23 protein-coding genes are annotated in these 26,433 nt (G+C 63.9%); 15 read left to right on the top strand and 8 right to left on the bottom strand.

Annotated elements, in window-relative coordinates:
* Positions 1-52 precede the first annotated feature (52 nt).
* From AC05QJ_RS06800 to AC05QJ_RS06770, 7 genes are all read left to right on the top strand, one after another.
* Positions 53-1,567, top strand: a complete 1,515-nt coding sequence (locus AC05QJ_RS06800; protein WP_476746190.1) for a sigma-54-dependent transcriptional regulator — start codon at positions 53-55, stop codon at positions 1,565-1,567.
* 284 nt (positions 1,568-1,851) lie between these two features.
* A complete protein-coding gene (gene gcvH, locus AC05QJ_RS06795; protein WP_476746189.1) occupies positions 1,852-2,235 on the top strand; it encodes a glycine cleavage system protein GcvH in 384 nt (127 codons plus the stop codon).
* Positions 2,236-2,246: 11 nt separating this feature from the next.
* Positions 2,247-5,102, top strand: coding sequence for an aminomethyl-transferring glycine dehydrogenase (gene gcvP, locus AC05QJ_RS06790; RefSeq protein WP_476746188.1), 2,856 nt, complete (start codon positions 2,247-2,249; stop codon positions 5,100-5,102).
* A gap of 135 nt (positions 5,103-5,237) precedes the next feature.
* Positions 5,238-6,614: an L-serine ammonia-lyase gene (locus tag AC05QJ_RS06785; protein WP_476746187.1), complete on the top strand. Its 1,377-nt coding sequence runs from the start codon at positions 5,238-5,240 to the stop codon at positions 6,612-6,614.
* Positions 6,615-6,641: 27 nt separating this feature from the next.
* Positions 6,642-7,766 carry a glycine cleavage system aminomethyltransferase GcvT gene (gene gcvT / locus AC05QJ_RS06780; protein ID WP_476746186.1) on the top strand — a complete coding sequence of 375 codons (1,125 nt, stop codon included), beginning with the start codon at positions 6,642-6,644 and terminating at the stop codon, positions 7,764-7,766.
* Between the two features lie 358 nt (positions 7,767-8,124).
* Complete coding sequence (locus AC05QJ_RS06775) at positions 8,125-8,337, top strand: cold-shock protein (protein WP_285861563.1); 213 nt, start codon at positions 8,125-8,127, stop codon at positions 8,335-8,337.
* Between the two features lie 93 nt (positions 8,338-8,430).
* A complete protein-coding gene (locus tag AC05QJ_RS06770; RefSeq protein ID WP_476746185.1) occupies positions 8,431-8,919 on the top strand; it encodes an RDD family protein in 489 nt (162 codons plus the stop codon).
* 51 nt (positions 8,920-8,970) lie between these two features.
* On the opposite strand, the gene lptG is transcribed toward AC05QJ_RS06770, so the two are convergent.
* Entirely contained in the window at positions 8,971-10,032 is a 1,062-nt protein-coding gene (gene lptG / locus AC05QJ_RS06765; RefSeq protein ID WP_476746184.1) for an LPS export ABC transporter permease LptG, read from the bottom strand.
* Positions 10,025-11,140 carry an LPS export ABC transporter permease LptF gene (gene lptF / locus AC05QJ_RS06760; RefSeq protein WP_476746183.1) on the bottom strand — a complete coding sequence of 372 codons (1,116 nt, stop codon included), beginning with the start codon at positions 11,138-11,140 and terminating at the stop codon, positions 10,025-10,027. Before lptF ends, lptG begins: the two co-directional genes overlap by 8 nt.
* 291 nt (positions 11,141-11,431) lie before the next feature.
* On the opposite strand from lptF, the gene AC05QJ_RS06755 reads away from it, so the two are divergent.
* The 5 genes from AC05QJ_RS06755 to rlmF all read left to right on the top strand — a co-directional run bounded on the left by AC05QJ_RS06755 (position 11,432) and on the right by rlmF (position 17,818).
* Entirely contained in the window at positions 11,432-12,925 is a 1,494-nt protein-coding gene (locus AC05QJ_RS06755) for a leucyl aminopeptidase (protein ID WP_476746182.1), read from the top strand.
* A gap of 52 nt (positions 12,926-12,977) precedes the next feature.
* Positions 12,978-13,406 (top strand): DNA polymerase III subunit chi, encoded by a 429-nt coding sequence (locus tag AC05QJ_RS06750; protein WP_476746181.1) that lies wholly within the window; start codon positions 12,978-12,980, stop codon positions 13,404-13,406.
* Positions 13,407-13,411: 5 nt separating this feature from the next.
* Positions 13,412-13,783, top strand: a complete 372-nt coding sequence (locus AC05QJ_RS06745; protein WP_476746180.1) for a DNA polymerase III subunit chi — start codon at positions 13,412-13,414, stop codon at positions 13,781-13,783.
* Positions 13,784-13,919: 136 nt separating this feature from the next.
* On the top strand, positions 13,920-16,766 hold the full coding sequence (locus AC05QJ_RS06740; protein ID WP_476746179.1) for a valine--tRNA ligase: 2,847 nt from the start codon (positions 13,920-13,922) through the stop codon (positions 16,764-16,766).
* 86 nt (positions 16,767-16,852) lie between these two features.
* Positions 16,853-17,818 carry a 23S rRNA (adenine(1618)-N(6))-methyltransferase RlmF gene (rlmF, locus tag AC05QJ_RS06735; protein WP_476746178.1) on the top strand — a complete coding sequence of 322 codons (966 nt, stop codon included), beginning with the start codon at positions 16,853-16,855 and terminating at the stop codon, positions 17,816-17,818.
* Between the two features lie 152 nt (positions 17,819-17,970).
* Here rlmF and AC05QJ_RS06730 read toward each other — a convergent pair whose 3' ends face one another.
* Positions 17,971-18,252: an HU family DNA-binding protein gene (locus tag AC05QJ_RS06730; protein ID WP_009398256.1), complete on the bottom strand. Its 282-nt coding sequence runs from the start codon at positions 18,250-18,252 to the stop codon at positions 17,971-17,973.
* Between the two features lie 410 nt (positions 18,253-18,662).
* Between AC05QJ_RS06730 and yejK the strand changes: the two genes are divergently transcribed.
* On the top strand, positions 18,663-19,670 hold the full coding sequence (gene yejK, locus AC05QJ_RS06725; protein WP_476746177.1) for a nucleoid-associated protein YejK: 1,008 nt from the start codon (positions 18,663-18,665) through the stop codon (positions 19,668-19,670).
* 137 nt (positions 19,671-19,807) lie between these two features.
* Entirely contained in the window at positions 19,808-21,031 is a 1,224-nt protein-coding gene (locus AC05QJ_RS06720; RefSeq protein WP_476746176.1) for a DUF2599 domain-containing protein, read from the top strand.
* On the opposite strand, the gene AC05QJ_RS06715 is transcribed toward AC05QJ_RS06720, so the two are convergent.
* Positions 21,024-21,314: a GIY-YIG nuclease family protein gene (locus AC05QJ_RS06715; RefSeq protein WP_476746175.1), complete on the bottom strand. Its 291-nt coding sequence runs from the start codon at positions 21,312-21,314 to the stop codon at positions 21,024-21,026. The two genes, AC05QJ_RS06720 and AC05QJ_RS06715, sit on opposite strands and share 8 nt — an antisense overlap.
* Before the next feature lie 188 nt (positions 21,315-21,502).
* On the opposite strand from AC05QJ_RS06715, the gene AC05QJ_RS06710 reads away from it, so the two are divergent.
* On the top strand, positions 21,503-22,702 hold the full coding sequence (locus tag AC05QJ_RS06710) for a DUF2599 domain-containing protein (RefSeq protein WP_476746174.1): 1,200 nt from the start codon (positions 21,503-21,505) through the stop codon (positions 22,700-22,702).
* Here the strand turns inward: AC05QJ_RS06710 and AC05QJ_RS06705 are convergent.
* From AC05QJ_RS06705 to hisC, 4 genes are all read right to left on the bottom strand, one after another.
* A complete protein-coding gene (locus tag AC05QJ_RS06705) occupies positions 22,699-23,166 on the bottom strand; it encodes a nuclear transport factor 2 family protein (protein ID WP_476746173.1) in 468 nt (155 codons plus the stop codon). The genes AC05QJ_RS06710 and AC05QJ_RS06705 overlap by 4 nt on opposite strands.
* Before the next feature lie 94 nt (positions 23,167-23,260).
* Positions 23,261-24,538, bottom strand: a complete 1,278-nt coding sequence (locus AC05QJ_RS06700; RefSeq protein ID WP_476746172.1) for a CynX/NimT family MFS transporter — start codon at positions 24,536-24,538, stop codon at positions 23,261-23,263.
* A 15-nt stretch (positions 24,539-24,553) separates the two neighbouring features.
* Entirely contained in the window at positions 24,554-25,204 is a 651-nt protein-coding gene (locus tag AC05QJ_RS06695; RefSeq protein ID WP_476746171.1) for a FadR/GntR family transcriptional regulator, read from the bottom strand.
* 181 nt (positions 25,205-25,385) lie between these two features.
* Complete coding sequence (gene hisC, locus AC05QJ_RS06690; RefSeq protein WP_476746170.1) at positions 25,386-26,432, bottom strand: histidinol-phosphate transaminase; 1,047 nt, start codon at positions 26,430-26,432, stop codon at positions 25,386-25,388.
* Between the last annotated feature and the right edge of the window lies 1 nt (position 26,433).

The following is a 26,433-nucleotide window of genomic DNA, read 5'->3' as shown; positions in this document are numbered from 1 at the left end:
GTCGAATAACAAGGCATAATCCCCGCTTTTCCGGCCGAACCTTTCCCACCCCATGCGCATCCACGTCAGCTTCATCGACCGCGTCGGCATCACCCAGGAAGTCCTCGCCCTGCTCGGTGCCCGCAACCTCAACCTGGATGCGGTGGAAATGGTGCCGCCGAACGTCTACATCGACGCGCCGACCCTGAGCCCCTTCGTCCTCGAAGAACTTCACGATGCCCTGCTCAATGTGCACGGCGTGCAGACCGTGCGGGTGGTGGACATCCTTCCGGGCCAGCGCCGTCACCTGCAACTCGACGCCCTGCTGGCGGCGATGAGCGACCCGGTGCTGGCGCTGGACAGCGCCGGCAACATCCTGCTCGCCAACCCGGCACTGGTCGGCCTCTGCGGCCAGGAGCCGGCCGGGCACTCCATCGCCGAGCTGTTCAACGCGCCGGAGCTGCTGGCCACCCTGATCGAGCAGGGCTTCCACCTGCCGATGCGCGAAGTGGTGCTCAACGGCCAGACCCTGCTGCTGGACGCCACGCCCATCACCGATGCCGGCGCCCTGGTGACCCTGTATCCGCCCAACCGTATCGGCGAGCGCCTGTCGGCACTGCACCACGACCACGCCGAAGGCTTCGACGCCCTGCTCGGCGAGTCGCCGGCGATCCGCACCCTCAAGTCCCGCGCCCTGCGGGTAGCGGCGCTCGATGCGCCGCTGCTGATCCACGGCGAAACCGGCACCGGCAAGGAGCTGGTGGCCCGCGCCTGTCACGCTGTCAGCAGTCGCCACGCGGCGCCCTTCCTGGCCCTGAACTGCGCGGCACTGCCGGAGAACCTCGCCGAGAGCGAGCTGTTCGGCTACGCCCCCGGCGCCTTCACCGGCGCACAACGGGGTGGCAAGCCCGGGCTGATGGAACTGGCCAACCAGGGCACGGTGTTTCTCGACGAGATCGGCGAGATGTCGCCGTACCTGCAGGCCAAGCTGCTGCGCTTCCTCAACGATGGCAGCTTCCGCCGGGTCGGTGGCGACAAGGAGGTGCGGGTCAACGTGCGCATCCTCAGTGCCACCCACCGCGACCTGGAAAAGATGGTGGCCGAAGGCACCTTCCGCGAAGACCTGTTCTACCGCCTCAACGTGCTCAACCTCGAAGTGCCGCCGCTGCGCGAGCGCGGCCAGGACATCCTGCTGCTGGCCCGCTACTTCATGCAGCAGGCCTGCACGCAGATCCAGCGCCCGCTGTGCCGCCTCGCCCCGGCCACGCATCCGGCGCTGCTGGGCAACCGCTGGCCGGGCAATGTGCGGCAATTGCAGAACGTGATCTTCCGCGCCGCCGCCATCAGTGAAAACAGCCTGGTAGACATCGACGACCTGGACATCGCCGGCACATCGGTGGCCGGCGGCGCCCCTGAAGGTGAAGTCTCCAGCCTGGAACAGGCAGTCGAGGACTTCGAGAAAAACCTGCTGGAAAAGCTGTACGCCAGCCACCCTTCAACCCGTCAGCTCGCCAGCCGGCTGCAGACCTCCCACACCGCCATTGCCCACCGGCTGCGCAAGTACGGTATTTCCACAAAGAACGGCTAGCCGTACTGAAAACGCTACAGCGGAACGTTATCGTTACATACCGACGCAGGCTCGCTGCTGCAAGGGTTTGATCCCGCTCGTCTTTTATTCGTCGATCAAGCCGTATCGATTTCGTTACACGGCAACTTGAAAACGGTCAATAAATCCATACAAATCATTGATTTATATGGATTTTTTAATAATGGCCGCAAATTTGCTATGGAAACTCCAGCCCCGAACCCGCGTGACTGATCCGCGGGTCACCATCGCATCCGGCCGCGTCAGACGGCCTCCGAGGAGTTTCCATGAGCGAGTTGCGTTTCACCGAAGATCACGAATGGCTGCGCGCCGAAGCCGACGGCAGCGTCACCGTGGGCATCACCGCCTTCGCCCAGAACGCCCTGGGTGACGTGGTCTACGTGCAACTGCCGGAGCTGCAGCACTACGCCAAGGGCGCCGAAGCCTCCACCGTCGAATCGGTGAAAGCCGCCAGCGGCGTGTACATGCCACTGGAGGGTGAAGTGGTCGCGGTCAACGAACAGTTGAACGACAGCCCCGAGCTGGTCAACGAAGACCCGCTGGGCGAAGGCTGGTTCTTCCGCTTCATCCCGGCCGATGCCGGCGCTGTCGCGCAACTGCTCGACCAGGACGCCTACGACCGCCTGCTCAACGCCAACGCCGACGCCTGAGGACTTTCGCCATGACCATCAATCTCGGCACCGCCAACGAATTCATCGCCCGCCATATCGGTCCACGCCAGGCCGACGAGCAGGCCATGCTCACCACCCTCGGCTTCGACTCGCTGGACGCCATGACCGCCGCGGTCATTCCAGACAGCATCAAGGGCACCAGCGTGCTGGACCTGGGTGAAGGCCAGAGCGAGGCCGATGCCCTCGCCGCGCTGAAAGCCATCGCCGGCCAGAACACGCTGTTCAAAAGCTTCATCGGCCAGGGCTACTACAACTGCCACACCCCGGCACCGATCCTGCGCAACCTGCTGGAAAATCCCGCCTGGTACACCGCCTACACCCCCTACCAGCCCGAGATCTCCCAAGGCCGTCTGGAAGCCCTGCTGAACTTCCAGACCCTGATCAGCGACCTCACCGGCCTGCCGATCGCCAACGCCTCGCTGCTCGACGAAGCCACCGCCGCCGCCGAAGCCATGACCTTCTGCAAGCGCCTGAGCAAGAACAAGGGCAGCCATGCCTTCTTCGCCTCGGTGCACTGCCACCCGCAGACCCTCGACGTCCTGCGCACCCGTGCCGAGCCACTGGGCATCGAAGTGGTGGTGGGCGACGAGCGCGAACTGACCGACGTCAGCCGCTTCTTCGGCGCCGTGCTGCAATACCCGGCCGCCAGCGGTGAGGTGTTCGACTACCGCGAACTGGTGGAGCGCTTCCACGCCGCCAACGCCCTGGTGGCCGTGGCCGCCGACCTGCTGGCCCTGACCCTGCTGACCCCGCCGGGCGAATTCGGCGCCGACGTGGCCATCGGCAGCGCCCAGCGCTTCGGTGTCCCGCTGGGCTTCGGTGGCCCGCACGCCGCCTACTTCTCCACCCGCGATGCGTTCAAGCGCGACATGCCGGGCCGTCTGGTCGGCGTGTCCATCGACCGCTTCGGCAAGACCGCCCTGCGCCTGGCCATGCAGACCCGCGAACAGCACATCCGCCGCGAGAAGGCCACCAGCAACATCTGCACCGCGCAGGTGCTGCTGGCCAACATCGCCAGCATGTACGCCGTCTACCACGGCCCGCTGGGCCTGAAGCAGATCGCCTCGCGCACTCACCAGCTGACGGCCATTCTCGCCGCCGGCCTGAAGGCCCTCGGTGTCACCGTCGAAACCGCCAGCTTCTTCGACACCCTGACCCTGGCCACCGGCAGCGCCACCGCCGCCCTGCATGAGCAAGCCCGCGCCGCCGGTTTCAACCTGCGCCAGATCGACGATCAGCGCCTGGGCCTGTCGCTGGACGAAACCAGCCGCCAGGCAGATGTCGAAGCCCTCTGGGCGCTGTTCGCCAACGGTCAGGCCGCTCCGGACTTCGCCGCCCTCGCCGCCAGCACCGCCGCCCAACTGCCGGCCGCCCTGCTGCGCCAGTCGGCGATCCTCGAACACCCGGTGTTCAACCGCTACCACAGCGAAACCGAGCTGATGCGCTACCTGCGCAAGCTGGCCGACAAGGACCTGGCGCTGGACCGCACCATGATCCCGCTGGGCTCCTGCACCATGAAGCTCAACGCTGCCAGCGAAATGATCCCGGTGACCTGGGCCGAATTCGGCAACCTGCACCCGTTCGCCCCCGCTGCACAGAGCCAGGGCTACCAGCAACTGACCAGCGAACTGGAGGCCATGCTCTGCGCCGCCACTGGCTACGACGCCGTGTCGCTGCAGCCCAACGCCGGCTCGCAGGGCGAGTACGCCGGCCTGCTGGCAATCCGCGCCTACCACCAGAGCCGTGGCGACGAGCGCCGTGACATCTGCCTGATCCCGTCCTCGGCCCACGGCACCAACCCGGCCACCGCCCACATGGCCGGCATGCGCGTCGTCGTGACCGCCTGCGACGCCCGCGGCAACGTCGATATCGACGACCTGCGCGCCAAGGCCATCGAGCACCGTGAAAACCTCGCTGCGCTGATGATCACCTACCCGTCCACCCACGGCGTGTTCGAGGAAGCCATCGGCGAAATCTGCGCGATCATCCACGACAACGGCGGCCAGGTGTACATCGACGGCGCCAACATGAACGCCATGGTCGGCCTCTGCGCCCCGGGCAAGTTCGGCGGCGACGTCTCGCACCTGAACCTGCACAAGACCTTCTGCATTCCTCACGGCGGTGGCGGCCCGGGCGTCGGCCCGATCGGCGTCAAGTCGCACCTGGCGCCGTTCCTGCCGGGGCACGCGCACATGGACAACAAGCAGGGCGCGGTCTGCGCGGCGCCGTTCGGCAGCGCGAGCATCCTGCCGATCACCTGGATGTACATCCGCATGATGGGCGGTGCCGGCCTCAAGCGCGCCTCGCAGATGGCGATCCTCAATGCCAACTACATCGCCCGTCGCCTGGAAGAGCACTATCCTGTGCTGTACACCGGCAGCAACGGTCTGGTGGCCCACGAGTGCATCCTCGACCTGCGCCCGCTCAAGGACACCAGCGGCATCAGCGTCGATGATGTCGCCAAGCGCCTGATCGACTTCGGCTTCCACGCCCCGACCATGTCGTTCCCGGTGGCCGGCACGCTGATGATCGAACCGACCGAAAGCGAGTCGAAAGAGGAACTGGATCGCTTCTGCGACGCGATGATCCGCATCCGCGAAGAAATCCGTGCGGTGGAAAACGGCAGCCTCGACAAGGACGACAACCCGCTGAAGAACGCCCCGCACACCGCCGCCGAACTGGCCGGCGAATGGAACCACGGCTACAGCCGCGAGCAGGCGGTGTATCCGCTGCCGTCGCTGGTGGAAACCAAGTACTGGCCGCCGGTGGGCCGTGTGGACAACGTCTTCGGCGATCGCAACCTGGTGTGCGCCTGCCCGTCGATCGAGAACTACCAAGAGGTCTGAGTTCGCTCGATGGCCTCATCGCCGGCAACGCCGGCTCCCACAAGGTCCATGGGACACCCTATACCTGTGGGAGCCGGCATTGCCGGCGATGGGCCGCATAGCGGCCCCAAAACCTTTCATTCGGAGGATCCTGCCATGTCACTCAGCGTCTTCGACCTGTTCAAGATCGGCATCGGGCCCTCCAGCTCCCACACCGTCGGCCCGATGCGCGCGGCTGCGCGCTTCGCCGAAGGCTTGCGGCGTGACGGCCTGCTGGCCACCACTCGCAGCGTCAAGGTCGAGCTCTACGGTTCGCTCGGCGCCACCGGCAAGGGCCACGGCAGCGACAAGGCCGTGTTGCTCGGACTGGAAGGCGAACACCCCGACACCGTCGACACCGACAGCATTCCCGCCCGCCTGCAGGCCATCCGCGACAGCGGCCGGCTCGCTCTGCTGGGCGAGCACATCATCGAATTCCACGAGAAACAGCACCTGGCGATGATTCGCAAACCGCTGGACTACCATCCCAACGGCATGATCTTCCGCGCCTTCGATGCGGCCGGACTGCAGATCCGCAGCCGCGAGTACTACTCGGTAGGCGGTGGTTTCGTGGTCGACGAGGATGCCGCCGGCGCCGACCGCATCGTCGAAGACCAGACACCGCTGCCCTACCCGTTCAAGACCGCGAAGGAACTGCTCGGCCACTGCACCGCGCAGCACCTGTCCATCAGCCAGGTGATGCTGGCAAACGAAGCTGCCTGGCGCCCGGAAAGCGAAACCCGCGAAGGGCTGCTGAAGATCTGGCAGGTGATGCAGGACTGCGTCACCGCCGGCTGCCACCACGAAGGCATCCTGCCTGGCGGGCTGAAGGTCAAGCGGCGGGCGGCGGGACTGTACCGCCAGCTCTGCGCCAATCCCGAAGCCAGCCTGCGCGACGCCCTCTCGGTGCTGGACTGGGTCAACCTCTACGCCCTGGCGGTCAACGAGGAAAACGCCTTCGGCGGGCGAGTGGTCACTGCCCCGACCAATGGTGCGGCAGGGATCATTCCGGCGGTCCTGCACTACTACATGCGCTTCATCACCGGCGCCAACGACGACGGCGTGGTGCGTTTTCTGCTCACCGCCGCCGCCATCGGCATTCTCTACAAGGAAAACGCCTCGATCTCCGGTGCCGAAGTCGGCTGCCAGGGCGAAGTGGGCGTCGCCTGCTCGATGGCCGCCGGTGCGCTCTGCGAAGTGATGGGCGGTAGCGTGCAGCAGGTCGAGAACGCTGCCGAGATCGGCATGGAACACAACCTGGGCCTGACCTGCGACCCCATTGGCGGTCTGGTCCAGGTGCCCTGTATCGAGCGCAACGCCATGGGCTCGGTCAAGGCCATCAACGCCGTGCGCATGGCTCTGCGTGGCGACGGACACCACTTCGTCTCCCTCGACAAAGTCATCCGCACCATGCGCCAGACCGGCGCCGACATGAAAAGCAAATACAAGGAGACCGCCCGCGGCGGTCTCGCCGTCAACATCATCGAATGCTGACATCCCTTTGAACCCCAGGAGTCCTACATGTCCACCGAAACACTGCTGAAAACCCCGCTGCACGCCCTGCACCTGGAACTGGGCGCGCGCATGGTGCCGTTCGCCGGCTACGACATGCCGGTCCAGTACCCGATGGGCGTCATGAAAGAGCACCTGCACACCCGCGAACAGGCCGGCCTGTTCGACGTCTCGCACATGGGCCAGATCCGCCTGCGCGGCGCCAACGCCGCCAAGGCGCTGGAAAGCCTGGTACCGGTGGACATCATCGACCTGCCGGTGGGCATGCAGCGCTACGCCATGTTCACCAACGAACAAGGCGGCATTCTGGATGACCTGATGGTCGCCAACCTGGGCAACGACGAGCTGTTCCTGGTGGTCAACGCCGCCTGCAAGGATCAGGACCTGGCCCACCTGCGCAAGCACATCGGCGAGCACTGCGACATCGAAGCGCTGTTCGAGGAACGCGCCCTGCTGGCCCTGCAAGGCCCGGCGGCGGTGAAGGTGCTGGAGCGCCTGGCGCCGCAGGTGGCCAGCATGACGTTCATGCAGTTCGCCCGCGTGTCACTGCTGGGCGAAGACTGCTTCGTCAGCCGCTCGGGCTACACCGGTGAGGACGGCTTCGAGATCTCCGTACCGGCAGACAAGGCCGAAGCCCTGGCCCGTCGCCTGCTGAGCGAACCGGAAGTGGCCCCTATCGGCCTCGGCGCGCGGGACTCGCTGCGTCTGGAAGCCGGCCTGTGCCTGTACGGCCATGACATGAACACCGAGACCACGCCGGTCGAGGCCAGCCTGCTCTGGGCCGTGTCGAAAGTGCGTCGCGCCGAGGGCGCCCGTGCCGGTGGCTTCCCGGGCGCCGAGCAGGTCTTCGCCCAGCAGCAATCGGGCGTGGCGCGCAAGCGCGTCGGCCTGCTGCCGCTGGAACGCACGCCGGTCCGCGAAGACGCGGAAATCGTCGATGACGCCGGCAATAGCGTCGGTCGCGTGTGCAGCGGCGGCTTCGGCCCGACCCTCGGCGCACCTGTCGCCATGGGCTACCTGGACGCTGCGCACACCTCGCTGGATACCCCGGTGTGGGCCATCGTTCGCGGCAAGCGCGTGGCGATGAAAGTGAGCAGGATGCCGTTCGTTGCGCAGCGCTATTACCGCGGCTGATCGGCCAGGACAACGAGTGTCATGGGGCGTTCGGGATATTCGATTTCGAACGCACTCCCAAACTTTCGAACATGGTCGGCGACCGACGCACGAAAATGAGGGAAAAAAACCGCCGGTAATCGCCTGAAAGGCACAAAACCAGCGGTCTTCAGGGCTTGTTTTTCGCAAGAGAGTTAGCGTAGAGTCAGCGGACTGTGTTTGCATGGGTCGCTATAGTTCGTGGCCTGGACAGTAGCCTGAGATTCGCTACACAACGTTCGACGTCTCTTACTTTCCTGCAACCCAGCCCAGTACACTTTCATTGCATTCCGCTGAAAGATAACTGTCATCACAATTCAAGTTTCAAAGGAAATAAGACATGTCTCAACGTCAGAGCGGTACCGTCAAGTGGTTTAACGACGAGAAAGGTTTCGGTTTCATCACTCCTGAGAGCGGTCCGGATCTGTTCGTACACTTCCGAGCTATCCAAGGCAGCGGCTTCAAATCCCTGAAAGAAGGCCAGAAAGTGACCTTCATCGCTGTGCAAGGCCAGAAAGGCATGCAAGCAGACGAAGTCATCGCCGAGGCGTGATTTCTGAAAAAAAGCCCCTGCTGGCAACAGCAGGGGCTTTTTTGTGCCCGCGATTCCGTAGAATGCCGGCTTTTGCGCAAGGAGCCCCACCGCATGTCCAAGCCAATGCTCCAGCCTCAGGGCGATTACCCCATCGCCGGGCTGGGCCGCCGCTTCGCGGCGATGTTCTACGACTTTCTGCTCTGCACCGCCCTGCTGATGGTGACGACCCTGGTCTACAAGATGATCCAGATGTCGATCCTCGGCGAAACGCAGATGCGCGCCATGACCGAAGCCGGTGCGCTTGACGGCGATCCACTGCTGTCCACCGTCCTGCTGTTTGCCCTGTTCGGCTTCTTCGCCAAGTTCTGGACCCACGGCGGCCAGACCCTCGGCATGCAGGTCTGGGGCATTCGCGTACAGAATCCCGACGGCACGGCCATCAGCCTGTGGCAGGCACTGCTGCGCTTTGTGGTCTCCATCGGCTCCTGGCTGTGCCTGGGGCTGGGCTTCTTCTGGGTACTGGTCGACAAACGCAAGCGCAGCTGGCACGACATGTATTCCGAGACCCAGCTGGTGCGGATCCCGAAACGCAAGAAATGAGACACAAAAAAGCCGACGCGAACGTCGGCTTTTTTGTAAGCGTTTCCGCCGTCAGCCTGCCCGGCGCAACAACCACAGGCCGGCCACAGCACAGACAACCGCAGGCAGCAGTACCGCAAGCAGCGGCGGGAAGCCGAATACCTGACTGGAGGGCCCCAGCAGGTCTTGTGCGATGCGGAACACGAAGCCCACCAACACGCCAGTGAACACACGCTGCCCGAGGGTGACCGAGCGCAACGGCCCGAAGATGAACGAGATCGCCATCAGCACCAGCGCGGCGGTGACCAGCGGCTGCAGCACTTTGGTCCAGAACGCCAGCCAGTACCGGTCGTTGTTCAGGCCCTGATCGGACAGATAGTGGATGTAGTCCCACAGCCCGGTGATGGACAGCGACTCCGGCGCCAGCACCACGGTGTTCAGCAATTGCGGGGTCAAGGCGACATCCCAGCGTTCTTCGGCACTCTTCACCACCTCGGTGTGGTCGCCGCGGAACATCGTGGTGGTCACGTCGCTGAGCTGCCAGTGGTCTTCCTGGTACTGCGCCTTGCGCGAGAAGCTGGAAGACAGCAAGTGGCGCTCGTTGTCGAAGTGGTAACGGGTGACACCCAGCAACAGGCCATTGGGCTGCACGGTGTTGATGTGCACGAACTCTTCGCCCTGACGGTGCCACAGGCCACGCTTGGAGGTCTGCGCTTCACCACCGCCCTGGGCCAGGGAACGATCGGCCTGGGCCTTGTTCTCGGTGACCGGTGCCAGATACTCGCCGATCAGCACGCCGGCCAGCATCAGCACCAGCATCGGCTTCATCACCGCCCAGACGATCCGGCCGATGGACACGCCAGCAGCACGCATGATGGTCAGTTCGCTGTTGCTCGCCAGGCTGCCCAGACCGATCAGGCAACCGATCAGGCCCGCCATCGGCAGCATGTCGTAGAGCCGGCGGGGAGCAGTGAGCAGGACGAAGGAACCGGCGTCGAGCAAGGAATAGCTGTCACTGATATCGCCCATCTCGTCGATGAAGGCGAACAGCGAAGCCAATCCGAGAATGATGCCAAGCACGGCAAGAATCGCCACGAACACGCTTTTGCCGATGTAGCTGTCGAGTTTAACCACGAGCCACCTCCGCACGACGCGCGTTCATTTTCAGGCGCAGCGGCTCCCAGTACATCAGCGCAAGGCCGATCAGCAGGAACAGCCCATGCACCGGCCACAGGCCCAGGGCAATCGGCATCTTGCCTTTCTCCAGGGCGCCGCGGGCGGCAATCAGAATCGTCAGGTAAGCCATATACAGAAGAATCGCCGGCAGCAGCTTGAGGAAGCGCCCCTGGCGCGGATTCACCCGGGAAAGTGGCACCGCCATAAGGGTCACGATGAACACCAGCAGCGGCAGCGACAGGCGCCACTGCAGTTCGGCGCGCTCGCGGGTCGCGTCGCTCTTGAACAGTTCGGAGGTGGGGATCGCCTCACGCTCGGTGATGTCCGAACTGACTTCCGGCTTGGGCAGCAGCACCCCGTAGGTGTCGTACTTGATCGCCCGGTAGTCGGCCTGACCCGGGTTGCCATCGTAGCGATAGCCGTTTTCCAGGATCAGGTAGCGGTTGCCATCGGCCTGCACCTCCTGACGACCCGACTCGGCCACCAGCACGCTAATGCCGCGGTCCTTGCTCTTGTCGCTGGAGAAGCGCTTCTCGGAAATGAACACGCCGCCCAGGTTCACCCGGTTATCGGACAGCTGCTCGGTGTAGGTCACTCGAGTGCCGTCGCGCAGGGTCTGGAAACGTCCCGGCACCAGGGTGTCGAATTCGGTCAGGGCGTCCTGCTGGTTGATGATCTGCGCCACCTGGGCGACACCCTGGGGCGCCAGGCTCAGGCTCAGCCAGGCCACCACCAGCGCCACCAGCGCTGCGGGAACCATGGTCATGCGCAGCAGGCGCTGCTGGCTCATGCCGGTGGCGGAAAGCACGGTCATCTCGCTTTCCAGGTACAGCCGCCCGTAAGCCAGCAGGATGCCGAGGAACAGCCCCAGCGGCAGGATCAGTTGCAGGAAGCCGGGCAGCCGGTAGCCCATGATCATGAACAGTACACCCGGGTCGAGCATGCCTTGCGCGGCCTGGGCGAGGTATTTGATGAAGCGCCCGCTCATGATGATGACCAGCAGCACGGCGCTGACGGCACTCAAGGTCACCAGGACCTCGCGGGACAGATAACGGAAGACGATCAAACCAGACACTCCTGGGTTGTCAGGCTCGGACAGCCGAACAAGGGAAAACGTTGCAACCAACAAGATAGTTGCCGGCGCGCACGCGCACCCGGACTTCGAAGTGGGCGCATTATCCTGTGATTGACCGTGCCTGTCACTTGGCGCGGCGCGATGCTCGAAAACGGGGTTGTCATCTGCGCCGCGCCGGGCTCAAACTGGCAGCTTTCCGTCTGGCCCGCCACAGCGGGGCCAGGTCGCTTCGAGCGCTCGTACAGACAGCGCCCATTGACCATTCGTTCCGGGGACCCTGACATGGAATTGGTTGTAAAAAGCGTAGCCGCAACATCCCTGAAAACCGCCACCCTGGTGCTTGGCGTAGGTGAAGGCCGCAAACTGGGTGCCAGCGCCAAGGCCGTCGACGAGGCCAGCAGCGGTGCCATCAGCAGCCTGCTCAAGCGCGGTGACCTCGCCGGCAGGGTCGGCCAGACCCTGCTGCTGCAGAGCGTGCCGGGCCTGAAGGCCGAGCGCGTGCTGCTGGTGGGCACCGGCAAGGACGAAAGCCTGAGCGACCGCAGCTGGCGCAAGATCGCCAGCGCCGTGCTCGGCGTCCTGAAGGGCCTGAACGGCAGCGATGCGGTGCTGGCCCTGGACGAAGTCGCCGTCACCAGCCGTGATGCTCACTACGGCAAAGTCCGCCTGCTGGCCGAAACCCTGCTCGATGGCGAATACGTCTTCGACCGGTTCAAGAGCCAGAAAGCCGAACCCCGCGCCCTCAAGAAAATTACTCTGATCGCCGACAAGGCCGGCCTCGCCGACACCGAGCGTGCGGTCAAGCACGCCAGCGCCATCACCACCGGCATGCGCCTGACCCGTGACCTGGGCAACCTGCCACCGAACCTGTGCCACCCAAGCTACCTGGCAGAAGAGGCGAAAGGCCTGGGCAAGGCGTTCAAGAACCTCAAGGTCGAAGTGCTCGACGAGAAGAAGATCAAGGACCTGGGCATGGGCGCGTTCTACGCCGTCGGCCAGGGCAGCGACCAGCCACCGCGCCTGATCGTGATGAACTACCAGGGCGCGAAGAAAAGCGACAAGCCGTTCGTGCTGGTAGGCAAGGGCATCACCTTCGACACCGGCGGCATCAGCCTCAAGCCGGGCGCCGGCATGGACGAGATGAAATTCGACATGTGCGGTGCTGCCAGCGTGTTCGGCACCCTGCGCGCCGTGCTGGAACTGCAACTGCCGATCAACCTGGTATGCCTGCTGGCCTGTGCCGAGAACATGCCGAGCGGCGGTGCGACCCGTCCCGGCGACATCGTCACCACCATGAGCGGCCAGACCGTGGAGATCCTCAACACCGACGCCGAAGGCCGCCTGGTGCTGTGCGACACCCTGACCTACGCCGAACGCTTCAAGCCTCAGGCCGTGATCGACATCGCCACCCTGACCGGCGCCTGCATCGTCGCCCTGGGCAGCCACACCTCGGGCCTGATGGGCAACAGCGACGAACTGGTGGAGCAACTGCTGAACGCCGGCAAGCGCGCCGACGACCGTGCCTGGCAGCTGCCGCTGTTCGATGAGTACCAGGAACAGCTCGACAGCCCGTTCGCCGACATCGCCAACATCGGCGGCCCGAAGGCCGGCACCATCACCGCCGGCTGCTTCCTGTCGCGCTTCGCCAAGGCCTACAACTGGGCACACCTGGACATCGCCGGCACGGCCTGGATCAGCGGCGGCAAGGACAAGGGCGCCACCGGGCGTCCGGTCCCGCTGCTGACCCAGTACCTGCTCGACCGCGCCAACGCCTGATGCGGACGCCGCCCGCCCCTGCCTTTGGGCATGGCCGGGCGGCGGCACGACCATGAGCCAAGTCGACTTCTACGTTCTCCCCACCTCGTCCCCCGCCGCACGCCTGGATTTCGCCTGCAAGCTCTGCGAAAAGGCCTGGCGCCTGGGGCACCGGGTCTACTTCAATTGCAGCGACGCCGCCCAGCGCGACGAGCTGGACGCCCGCCTCTGGGCCTTCAAGGGCGAGGCCTTCGTGCCCCACAGCCATGCCGAGGAAGACGCCGCTGCGGCGGTCGCCCTGGGTATCGGCGAGGATGCCGGCGAACACCAGGACCTGCTGGTCAACCTTGACCTCAAGGTTCCTCCCTTCGCCTCGCGCTTTGCCCGCATCGCCGAGATCGTGGTCGAAGACCCGGCCATCCGCCAGGCGACCCGAGAGAGTTTCCGCTTCTACCGCGAACAGGGCTATGCTCTGCAAGACCACCGCTTACAGCGATTCTGACGACGATGGACAAACGCCCGCCCCTGCCTCAATCCGCCCACCTGCTGGACGATCTGGAGTCGATCCGGAAACTGCTGGGCGACGACACCCTGCAGCCGCCGTTGCTGACCGAGACCGTGGAAGAACAGATCCCGCTGTTGCTGGAGCCTGCCGAGCCCCTGGCCCCGACCGCCGCCGCCGCCGCCGCCGCCGCGAGCGAGCCCGATCCGCAGGCCCGCCGCCAGGACACCTTGCTGCACCTGGATGCCGAACTGCGCGCCGCCGCCCAGTTGATCATGCAGGACGTGATCGACGATTTCGCCCCGCATATCGAAAACGAAATCAAGCGCCGCCTCGACGCCCGCCTCGAACGCCTGCTCAACCAGCTTCCGTCCTGATCCCTTCGTCATCGCGGACAGGTACTACGCCTGTCCGTCGCCCCGCGCCTGCTGCTTGCAGCTTGTCGCTTGAAGCCTGCAGCTTCGTTATACTTCCCGGCTTTCCCGAATAAATGCCATAGGGTCCCCCCGCGCAATGGATAAGACCTACCAGCCGCACGCTATCGAAACCTCCTGGTACAACACCTGGGAGTCCGAGAATTACTTCGCCCCGCAAGGCGCCGGCGAGTCGTACACCATCATGATCCCGCCGCCGAACGTCACCGGCAGCCTGCACATGGGCCACGGCTTCAACAACGCGATCATGGATGCGCTGATCCGTTTCCGCCGCATGCAAGGCCGCAATACCCTGTGGCAGCCGGGCACCGACCACGCTGGTATCGCCACCCAGATGCTGGTGGAGCGCCAGCTTGAAGCCAAGGGCCAGAACCGCCATGACCTGGGCCGCGAGAAGTTCCTCGACAAGGTCTGGGAATGGAAGGAGCAGTCCGGCGGCAATATCAGCCGGCAGATCCGCCGCCTGGGCTCGTCCGTGGACTGGAGCCGCGAGCGTTTCACCATGGACGATGGCCTGTCCGAAGCGGTCAAGGAAGCGTTCGTACGCCTGCATGAAGACGGCCTGATCTACCGTGGCAAGCGCCTAGTCAACTGGGACACCAAGCTGCACACCGCGATTTCCGACCTCGAAGTGGAAAACCACGACGAAAAAGGCCACCTGTGGAACCTGCGCTACCCACTGGCCGACGGTGCGAAAACCGCCGAAGGCAATGACTACCTGATCGTCGCCACCACCCGTCCGGAAACCATGCTCGGCGACGCCGCCGTCGCGGTGAACCCGAACGACGAACGCTACCAGGCCCTGATCGGCAAGTTCGTCGAGCTGCCGCTGATCGGCCGCCGTATCCCGATCATCGCCGACGACTATTGCGATCCCGAGTTCGGCACCGGTTGCGTGAAGATCACCCCGGCCCACGACTTCAACGACTATGAAGTCGGCAAGCGTCACAACCTGCCGCTGCTCAACATCTTCGACAAGAACGCCATCGTTCTGCCGGCCGCCCAGGTGTTCAACCTCGACGGCAGCGTCAACGAATCCATCGACGCCAGCCTGCCCGCCCAGTATGCCGGCCTTGACCGTTTCGTCGCGCGCAAGCAGATCGTCGCCGACTTCGATGCCCTGGGCCTGCTGGTCAGCGTCGACGACCACGCCCTGAAAGTGCCGAAGGGCGACCGCTCCGGCACCGTCATCGAGCCGTGGCTGACCGACCAGTGGTACGTGTCCACCAAGCCGCTGGCCGAACCTGCGATCGCTGCCGTCGAAGACGGTCGCATCCAGTTCGTGCCCAAGCAGTACGAGAACATGTACTTCTCCTGGATGCGCGATATCCAGGACTGGTGCATCAGCCGCCAACTGTGGTGGGGCCATCGCATTCCGGCCTGGTACGACGAGTCCGGCAAGGTCTACGTCGGCCGCAGCGAGGAAGAAGTCCGGGCGAAAAACAACCTGGGTGCCGACGTCGTCCTGAACCAGGACAACGACGTGCTCGACACCTGGTTCAGCTCCGGGCTGTGGACCTTCTCCACCCTGGGCTGGCCACAGCAGACCGAATTCCTCAAGACCTTCCACTCCACCGACGTGCTGGTCACTGGCTTCGACATCATCTTCTTCTGGGTCGCCCGGATGATCATGCTGACCATGCACCTGGTGAAGAACGAGGACGGCACGCCGCAGGTTCCGTTCAAGACGGTCTACGTCCACGGCCTGGTGCGCGATGGCCAGGGCCAGAAGATGTCCAAGTCCAAGGGCAACGTTCTCGACCCGCTGGATATCGTCGACGGCATTACCCTGGATGCGCTGCTGGAAAAACGTACCAGCGGCATGATGCAACCCAAGCTCGCCGAGAAGATCGCCAAGCAGACCAAGGCCGAGTTCCCGGAAGGCATCGCCAGCTACGGCACCGATGCCCTGCGCTTCACCTTCTGCTCGCTGGCGTCCACCGGTCGCGACATCAAGTTCGACATGGGCCGCGTCGAGGGCTACCGCAACTTCTGCAACAAGATCTGGAACGCCGCCCGCTACGTGCTGGACAAGGGCGAGGACTGCGGCCAGAACGGCGAAGCCTACGAACTGTCGCTGGCGGATCGCTGGATCATCTCGCAACTGCAACGCACCGAAGCCGAAGTCACCCGCCAACTGGAACAGTTCCGCTTCGACCTGGCCGCCCAGGCGCTCTACGAGTTCATCTGGAACCAGTACTGCGACTGGTACCTGGAGCTCTCCAAGCCCGTACTGTGGGACGAAAACGCCCCGGTCGAACGCGCCCGCGGTACCCGTCGCACCCTGGTGCGGGTACTGGAAGTGGCACTGCGCCTCGCGCATCCGTTCATGCCGTTCATCACCGAGGAAATCTGGCAGCGCCTGGCGCCGCTGGCCGGTATCGACGGCAAGACCATCATGCTGCAGCCATGGCCTGAAGCGAACGAAAGCCGCATCGATGCTGCCGCCGAAAGCGACATCGAATGGGTCAAGGAGCTGATGCTGGGTGTGCGCAACATCCGTGGCGAAATGAACATCGGCCCGGGCAAGCCGCTGCAACTGTTCCTCAAGAACGCCAGCGCCGACGACCAGCGCCGCCTGAGCGAAAACGAAGCGCTGCTGAAGAAGCTGGCGAAGATCGAATCGTTCACCGTGCTCGCCGAACAGGACGAAGCGCCGCTCAGCGCCACCGCGCTGGTCGGCGACCTGCAAGTGCTGGTACCGATGGCCGGCCTGATCGACAAGGACGCCGAGCTGGCGCGCCTGAACAAGGAAATCCAGCGCCTGCAAGGTGAAGTCCAGCGCGTGGGTGGCAAGCTGTCCAACGCCGCCTTCGTCGACAAGGCACCGCCTGCCGTGATCGACAAGGAACGCGCCAAGCTGGCCGAGGCCGAGCAAGCCCTGGCCAACTTCACCGAGCAGCACGCGCGGATTGCCGCCCTGTAATCTGAGCGCAACGCGGCCCCTGTGGCAGCTGGCATGCCAGCTCCCACAGGTCCGCGCCAGAGCCCTGCTCCTGTATTGCAAAGACCATGACCAAACCCGAAAAACCCACCCTGCACCCGCGCAACCGTCACCAGGGCCGCTACGACTTCCCCGCGCTGATCAAGGCGCACCCTGACCTCGCCCGTTTCACCATCACCAACCCCCATGGCAAGCCGAGCATCGACTTCGCCAATCCGGAGGCTGTGCGGGTGTTCAACCGGGCGCTGCTCAAGGCCCAGTACGGCATCCAGTTCTGGGATATCCCTGCCGACTATCTGTGCCCGCCGATTCCGGGACGTGCCGATTACCTGCACGCCCTGGCTGATCTGCTGGCCGAGGACAACGCCGGCGAGATTCCCCGTGGCGCACAGATCCAGGCACTCGACATCGGCGTCGGCGCCAACTGCATCTACCCGCTGCTGGGTAACGCGGACTATCGCTGGCGCTTCACTGGCTCGGACATCGACCCGCTGGCCCTGGCCTCGGCCAAGGCCATCGTCCAGGCCAATGGCCTGGGCAAGTTCATCAGCCTGCGCCAGCAAGGTAACCACAAGCACATCCTGACCGGCCTGCTGGCCGCCGAGGAGCGCTTCGACCTGACCCTGTGCAACCCGCCCTTCCACAGCTCCCGCGAGGAAGCCACCCGCGGCAGCCAGCGCAAATGGCGGGCCCTGGGCAAGGCCGATCCCAAGCGCAAGCTGCCGGTGCTGAACTTCGGCGGGCAGAACAACGAGCTGTGGTGCGAAGGCGGCGAGATCCGTTTCGTGACCCAACTGGTCAACGAGAGCAAGGCGCTGGGCCAGCAGGTACTGTGGTTCAGCAGCCTGGTATCGAAGGCGTCCAACCTGCCGGGGATCGAAGCGGCCTTGAAGAAAGCCGGCGCGATGGAGCAACGGGTCATGGAGATGGGGCAGGGGCAGAAACAGAGCCGCCTGGTGGCCTGGACGTTCCAGGATGCCAACGCCCGTCAGCTGTGGCGCCAACAACGCTGGATTCCCAGCCACAAGCCTTAAGCTGCAAGCTGCAAGCTGCAAGCTGCAAGCTGCAAGCTGCAAGTAAAGGTGCACCGCGTCGCTTTTACTTGCAGCTTGCCGCTTGAAACTTGAAGCTCAAAAAAAACCGCATCAGGCTCGCGCCGGATGCGGTTTTTTCGTGCTGTTTACAATTACTTGTTTACAGCGTCGGTCAGCACTTTGGCTGGCACGAATTTGACGACTTTCTTGGCAGCGATTTCGATGGCAGCGCCAGTCGAAGGGTTGCGGCCGGTACGGGCAGGACGCTCGGTGATTTTCAGCTTGCCAATGCCTGGCAGGGTGATTTCGCTGCCGTTTTCCAGTTGATCAGCAACGATCTGGCCCAGTTGCTCCAGAGCGTTACGCGCGGTGGTTTTCGGCGCGTCGATAGCTTCAGCGATATCGGCGATCAGTTGGTCTTTGGTCAGTGCCATGGTGGTGTTCCTTCCCTAATCAAATTCAGTGAGTTTGCAGAAGTGCCGCGTCAGCCATCAGGGCCGGCCCCGCGATAGGACGGCGGGCCGGGTACATCCATTTGCCAATCGCGTATGTAGATACACAAAAATGCGTTTGGTTCGACGGGACGCCAGCGGTCTGCCAGCAATGCGCCTTAAGGGGGGCGCAAGACCGGGCAAAACTACCACAGGAATAGATAAATATCCGCCTCGTCCAAGCCAAATGTTCAGGTTTTTCGGGGGTTTACACAAAATATCGCAAAAAACGGAACAAAAACCGAACCTGCCACCCCCGCCCTGCCCTCCAGAAGTCGTGATCGGCCCCGGCTGGGTTACACTTGGCAACTTTGCCGAGCCCCGCGCCGCGCCTTCACTAAGCCGAGAATTCCATGCCGATCCGTCATTGCATCGTCCACCTGATCGACAAGAAACCCGATGGCAGTCCCGCCGTACTGCATGCCCGCGATTCCGAACTGGCCGAATCGACTGCGATCGAAAACCTGCTGGCTGACCTCAACGATAGCTACAACGCCAAGCAAGGCAAGGCATGGGGATTCTTCCATGCCGAATCCGGCGCCCACCCGTTCAGTGGCTGGCTGAAGGAATACCTGGACAGCGAAAAGACCTTCACCGAATTCAGCCGCGTCGCGGTGGAACATCTGCAGAAGCTGATGGAGGAGTCCAACCTCTCTGTGGGTGGCCATGTTCTGTTCGCGCACTACCAGCAAGGCATGACCGACTATCTGGCCATCGCCCTGCTGCACCACAGCGAAGGCGTGGCGGTGAATGCCGAACTGGACGTCACCCCTTCCCGCCACCTTGACCTGAGCCAGTTGCACCTCGCCGCACGGGTCAACCTCTCCGAATGGCGCAACAACCAGAACTCGAAGCAGTACATCTCGTTCATCAAGGGCAAGAACGGCAAGAAGGTCTCGGACTACTTCCGCGACTTCATCGGCTGCCAGGAAGGCGTGGACGGGCCTGGCGAGACCCGCACCCTGCTCAAGGCCTTCAGCGACTTCGTCGAAAGCGAAGACCTGCCCGAAGAAGCCGCCCGGGAGAAAACCCAGACACTGGTGGAGTACGCCACCAGCCAGACCAAGGCAGGCGAGCCGGTAACCCTGGAAGAGCTGTCGAGCCTGATCGACGAAGACCGGCCAAAAGCGTTCTACGACCACATTCGCAACAAGGACTACGGCCTGTCGCCGGAAATCCCCGCCGACAAGCGCACCCTGAACCAGTTCCGCCGCTTCACCGGCCGTGCCGAAGGCCTGTCGATCAGCTTCGAAGCCCACCTGCTGGGCTCCAGGATCGAGTACGACGAAGAGGCCGGCACCCTGATCATCAAGGGCCTGCCAACGCAGTTGACCGACCAGTTGAAGCGGCGCAAGGACTGAACCCGGCGCCCCCCGCACTGGACCTCTGGTCCGAACTGATATTTTTGTCAGTAGCAACGGTTTTTCCTGGCTGCCTATGCTCGGCTCGTCGCGGCATCCCCCTTCGAGCCCTTGCCCCGCGGCCAGGAACGACCGACATGAAACCAGTCCACGAATGGGTGGCCCGCACCCTGGCGACCATTGGCATCCTTGCCATGAACCCGGCTCATGCCGAGCTGGGCGATGACGTCGTCGCCAAGCTGAACCGCCTCTACAACGACACCCGCCCGTCCTGCGGGCACGATCCCGCCTATGCGTGCAGTGGCATTGTCATGAGGGCGCTCAATCCTCACCTGGAGTTCGGCCCCTGGAGCATCAGCCCCAATGCCAGGAACAGCGGCGGGCTGTCGGCCTCCTACCTGCGCAAGGACGTCAAGTTCAGGACGCTGGCGTGGGACCTGCAGAGCGGCATCATTCTCGACTCCATCGCCGACAACCCGCCCGCCCATGCCGACTACACCGTGCTCTGTTCATTCCCGATCGATGCCGGCAGCGACAACCGCAAGCAGAACGGCTGTGGGGACTCAGTCTCCACGAGCGACCATATCGAGAAGTTGTGCCACGAACAGAAGGTCACGACCGCCGAACAATGGATGGCGGACTACAAGAAACAAGGTCGGTCCAACAGCAAGCAGTGTGGCTTCGACGTCAGCCCCGCGCGCAAGGCACTGGCCGCCCCGGCCTTCTACGAAAGCCTCAGGGCCGAGCATCTGCTTGCCCGGGAGACCTACGGCACCAGCAACGAACTGCGCCTGCAACTGTGGGACGAAAAACCGCCACTGAGCCCTTCCATCCTCGCCGCCTTCCGGATCAGTGACAGTGGCCTGTACGGGGCCAGGCTCTATCAGTTGCAGTACTGGTACCACACCCACCAACTGCTGCCGGTGGTGTCCATCCAGATGCCGCAGACATTGAATGACGACGCCAAGTTTTCCTATCGCCCAAGCGATCAGGTGATTTACCCAACCACGGAAAAGAATGGCTGCCCCGCTTACATCCAGAGCGCCACCTGGATCGAGCGTTACGACCTGGGTTTCAGAAAAAACCTCTGGGCACTCTCGGTGGTCCCCACCCCGTGCGGCAGAGCGACAGGGCCCGGGCAGACCAACAATTTCTTCAACGAGTTGGTGACGTTCTATTGGAACCACGAGCAGTGGAAAGGCAACAAGGACAACCCTGACAACAACATTGCCAGTATGCGGCGACAACTGGTGTGCCATTTCCAGATCGCTCGCACGAAACCGGAGTGGAACCTGGAACCCTCGCGGCCTTACGTTTCGAATGAGGAGTCGGTCAAACAGGGCTGCAACAACGTCAACTGACCTCGGGTGCAAAGGAGGCGACCAAGGCCTCTTTTGCACTTTTCTTCAGGCCCTTGATCAGCCGCTCGTGACGCAATGCCTGGGACTTGTCCGGCCAGGCCTCCACGTACACCAGCGCCACGGCCGGGCTGGTCTTGAAATAGCGGGCACCTCGCCCGCTCTGGTGGGCGATGAACCGCCGCTCGGGGTTGTCGCTGATGCCGCAGTACAGCGAGCCGTTGGCCGCACGTACGAGATAGACGTACCAGGACTTGTCGGGAGTTGCGTTCGCTTGCTCGGTCACGACGTTCGGATCTGCAGTGGAAAGCCGTCAGCTTAATCCTCAAGTCGCTGATGGGAAACGGCCAGGGCAAGCCCATCGGACGCAACCGTCTGTCCGAACTGATATTTCTGTCAGTAGCCCTGAAGACACATCCGCCCTACGTTCTGCCGGACTCAGGCACACGTCGCTCGCACGGGAGGAAACCGACCATGGGCATTCTCGAATCAGCTCGCCGCTGCCTGCCCCTGCTTGCCCTGGCATGGGCAAGCGCCGGCCACGCCGCCCCTCAGGATGTGATCAAGGTACTGCAGGAGCGTTACGACAACACCGTCCGCTACTGCAACAACTCCCCGTCCCAACCCGCCTTTCTCTGTTCAGGGCTGATTCTGCGTGCCTTGAATCCTTCGCCGGCCTATCTGTTCTACGAGCCAAGCCCTGCCAGCAAAGCCAGTGGCGGCATCTCCGTGTCCTACCTGCGGCGCGACGCCAACTTTCCCAGGCTGGCGTATGAGCTGAACAGCGGCGTCATTCTCGACAACGTACTGCTCAATCCGAAAGAGCATAACGACCCTCATTACCTGTGCTTTTTCGTGATCGACGGCGCCAGCGAGCATCGAAGCACCCAAGGGTGCGGCGACTCGGCCTTGACGGCCGATGCCCACGAAGGCTGGTGCCTGGACACAGGCGTGTTCACCGCCGAGGCCTGGACCAATGACTATCGGCGCAAAGGCAGCGACCACTCCAGGCAGTGTGCCTTTGATGTCCGCAACCAACGCAATGAGGCCGCGGGACCGGCGTTCCATGCCGGCCTCCAGGCGATGGCCAGCATCACCGAAACCTACAATCGCCAGAACGAATTGCGCCTTGCGACCTGGCCGATAGATCCACCCCGCTCGCCCTCGTTGCTGGCGGCGTTCTACACCGAGCCGGCCGGCCTCTCCGGGGCCAGGTTGTATCAACAGCAATGGCGACAGGCGACCGGCGAAGACCTGCCGATCATTTATCTACGCCTGCCCCAGTCGCCCGGCGCTGTGGCGCAATTCACTTACCAGGACAGTGATCAGGCCGTCCCGGCGGCGGCTACACGGGCGTCGTGCCCGCCGTTCATCCAGAGTGCCACCTGGGTCAACCGCTCGGGAATCTGGAGCCTGGAGGTGACGCCCACGGCGTGTGGTCGCCAGATCGGCGAAAGCCAGACCGAAGCCTTCTTCCAGGAACTGCAGGCGCGCCATGCCCAGGACAGTCAATGGCAAGCGGCACCCGGCCCGTCGACGAATGCCACGCCGAGCATGCGCCGGCAACTGGTGTGCCACCTGCAACTGCATCGCAACGCACCGGTCTGGACCCTGGAGCCGGCGCGGGTGAATGCCGATAACGCCACGGCACTCAGCCGCAACTGCGATTTCTAGCCGCGCTGGAACCCGCGCAGCCCGTTGAGCGCCTGCTGCCGCACCTTGTCACGCAGAAACGGCGTCCAGCCCAGCAACAGGCCCGCCGTGCCCAGCGCCTGACGGGACCAGCGCCAGAAATCGAAGACGTCGTGGTGCTGGCAGATCCTGCCATCCTTGATCACGAAGGTGGCGCGGATATCGTTGACCACCACGCGCCCGGTCTGGGTGAACAGGTAGGTCGCCACCCAGTGCGCCGAGCCGCCGCGCTCGTCGGCGCGGACACTGTCGAAGGTCAGGGAGAAATCCTTGGCCCGACGGGTGAGCATTCGCCACATGTCGCCGGCGTCCTTGCCGCGCAAGGTGCCGAAGGCCGGGTCGCTGAACACGACGTCGTCGCTGTAGCAGGCCACCATGGCCTCGGCGTCGAGACGCTGGAACGCCTCGTAGAAACGGGTGATCAGGGCGCTGTTGGCATCGCTCATGGGCTCGGTTCCATCATGGAAAGGTTGCCCGGCACGATAATCCGCCGCTGGCGCGGGGGCCAGCCGTATTTATCCGGCGAATGTCCCGCGCACCTCAGATCTTTTCGCTGACGGAACCGACGTACTGTGTCCGCCCGGCCTTGAGGCCGAAGAACACGGCCCCTGCGCCCAGCACCGCGAAGATCCAGCCCACGGCATTCCAGCCACCGGACAGGTCGTGTACCAGCCCCACGGCGAACGGGCCGAGGGACGCCAGGGTGTATCCCACGCCCTGGGCCATGCTCGACAGGCTGGCGGCGACATGGGAATCCCGCGAACGCAGGACGATGAGGGTCAGCGCCAGGGCGAAGGTGCCGCCTTGGCCGATACCCAGCACCGCCGCCCAGCCCCACAACCCGCCCAGCGGCGCATACAGGCAGCCGAACAGTCCGGCGAGGGTCAGCGCCATGACGACCAGGATCGCCAGGCGCTGGTCCTGGCCACGGGTTGCCAGCATTGGTGCCGTCAGGGCGCTGACCAGTTGCACGATGACCGAGCCGGAGAGCACCAGACCGGCTTCGGTCGGACTCAGTCCCCGACCGATGAGGATCGATGGCAGCCAGCCGAAGACGATATAGGCGAGGGACGACTGCAGCCCCATGTACAACGTCACTTGCCACGCCAGCGGGTCACGCCAGAGGCCGCGAACGCGGAACGCGACGCGATGCGCGCCATGCCCCTGCCGTGCCTGCGGCAGCCAGAACAGCGCCGCCACGATGGCCGGCACCAGCCAGAAGCCGAGGCCCAGCGCCCAGTTGTCACCGAAGACGTGGCTCAGCGGCACCGTCGCCCCGGCTGCCAGCGCGGCGCCAAGGCACAGCGCCATGGTGTAGACGCCCATCAGGCTGCCGGCGTGGGCGGGGAAATCACGCTTGACGATACCCGGCAGCAAGACGCCGATCACGCCGATACTGGCCCCCGCGATGAGGCTGCCGGCGAACAGGCCGAAGGTGCCCGAGGCGCTGCGCAGGGCAATGCCGCCGGCCAGACACAGCAGAATCCCCAGGATCACCCGCTCGCTGCCGAAACGTCGGGCCAGCAACGGCGCCAAGGGGGCGAACAGGCCCAGGCAAAGCACCGGCAGCGTGGTCAGCAAACCCGCCTGGGAACCACTCAGGCCGAGGCTGCGCGACACATCGCCGAGCAGCGGCGCCATGCTCGACAGCGCCGGACGCAGGTTCAATGCCACCAGCACCAGGCCAAGCAGCAGCAACCAGGGCCGCGGCAGCCGTGCGGGCGGCTGAAGCTCGGCGTCATCGGCCTCGGCATCGATCAACAGTTCATCAAGCACCGGTCCGCGGGGAGCAGGCTTGGGGGAATGGTCTTGGCCCATGGCAGTCTCGAAAATTCAGGGTTCATTGATCAGCGTCCGGCTGAGGGCCTTGGCCCGCTCCGGATCTTGTCGTTCGACGGCGTCGAGGATCGCAATGTGCAGATCGAATACCGCCTGGTTGCGAGGCGTGTGGCTCATGCTTTGTTCAAGCTTCATGGCCACCACGTTGGAGAAATAGCGGTACAGCTCGCTCAATGCGGGGTTGTGCGCGGCATCCACCAGGCGCTGGTGAAAGACCAGGTCGCAGCGGATGTAGTCGCCCAGCTCACCGTGGAAATGGCTGCCGCTGTCGTGCAGCGCCTCGCGCAGACCGATGAGGTCCTGCTCGGTGCGGCGCTGGGCCGCCAGGCCGATGGCCTCGGCCTCCAGCAGATGCCGCGCTTCCCGGGCATGTTCCAGGCCGCAGCTGGACAGCGCCTGCACCGCCGACAGCGGGTCTGACGCCGTCTTGAGGTAGCTGCCATCACCCTGGCGCACTTCCACCAGGCCACTGAAGGCCAGCACGCGCATGGCTTCACGCACGGTGTTGCGGCTGATGCCGAGATCAGCAGCCAGTTCCGGCTCGGTGGGCAGGCGCTGGCCGACAGCCCAGGCACCGCTGGTGATGCGTTGGCGAAGTTGATCGACGGCCTGTTCGACCAGGGAGCGCTTGATGAGTTGAGTCATGGGAACGGCTTACATCCAATCATCGGATGAATTCAGGAGCGACAAGCGTAGCGGTTTGTGTCAGAGAAATGCAAATGGAGGGAAATCGGGGGTGCTGACTCCGGCCTCATCGCTGCGGTTCGGCGCCCCGACAAGACAGCTCCCACAGTGGAAGCTGTCTTGCCAGCGATGCAGTGCCAGATCAGTTCAAGGCGTCGAGCAACGCCTGGTTCTGCTCTTCGGTACCGACAGTGATGCGCAGGAACTGGTTGATCCGCGGCAGCTTGAAGTGGCGCACGATCACGCCCTGCTCCCGCAGCTTGCCAGCCAGTTCAGCGGCATCCTGTTGCGGATGCCGGGCGAAGATGAAGTTGGCCGCCGATGGCAGCACCTCGAAACCACGAGCGGTCAACTCGGCCACCAGTTTCTCGCGGCTGGCGATGACCTTGTTGCAGGTCTCCTCGAAGTACGCCCGGTCGTCGAACGCCGCCGCTGCACCGACAATGGCGATGCGGTCCAGCGGGTAGGAGTTGAAGCTGTTCTTGATCCGCTCCAGCGCCTCGATCAGGTCCGGATGACCGACCGCCAGGCCCACCCGCAGCCCGGCCAGCGAGCGCGACTTGGACAGGGTCTGGGTTACCAGCAGGTTCGGGTAGCGGTCTACCAGGCTGATGGCGGTTTCACCGCCGAAGTCGATGTAGGCCTCGTCCACCACCACCACCGATTCGGTATTGGCCTCGAGCAGTTGCTCGACGGCCTCCAGCGCCAGCAGGCAACCGGTCGGGGCGTTGGGGTTGGGGAAGATGATCCCGGCGTTCGGCTTGCGGTAGTCCTCGACCCGGATCTGGAACTGTTCGTCCAGCGCTACCGGTTCGAATGGAATGCCGTACAGGCCGCAGTAGACCGGATAGAAGCTGTAGCTGATGTCCGGGAACAGCAGCGGCGCGTCGTGCTGGAACAGGCCGTGGAAGATGTGCGCCAGCACTTCGTCCGAACCGTTGCCAAGGAATACCTGGTTGGGCTGCACGTCGTAGTAACGGGCAACGGCCTGCTTGAGCAGGTCGCCGTTCGGGTCCGGGTACAGGCGCAGGTTGTCGTTCAACTCGCCGCGCATGGCTTCCAGCGCCTTGGGCGACGGGCCGTAGGGGTTCTCGTTGGTGTTGAGCTTGACCAGCTTGGTCAGCTTCGGCTGCTCGCCCGGCACGTAAGGCACCAGGTCCTTGACGAAGGGGCTCCAGAATTTACTCATG

The organism is Pseudomonas sp. TUM25319 (assembly GCF_056388475.1).
This window is presented reverse-complemented; position numbering and strand designations above follow the sequence as displayed.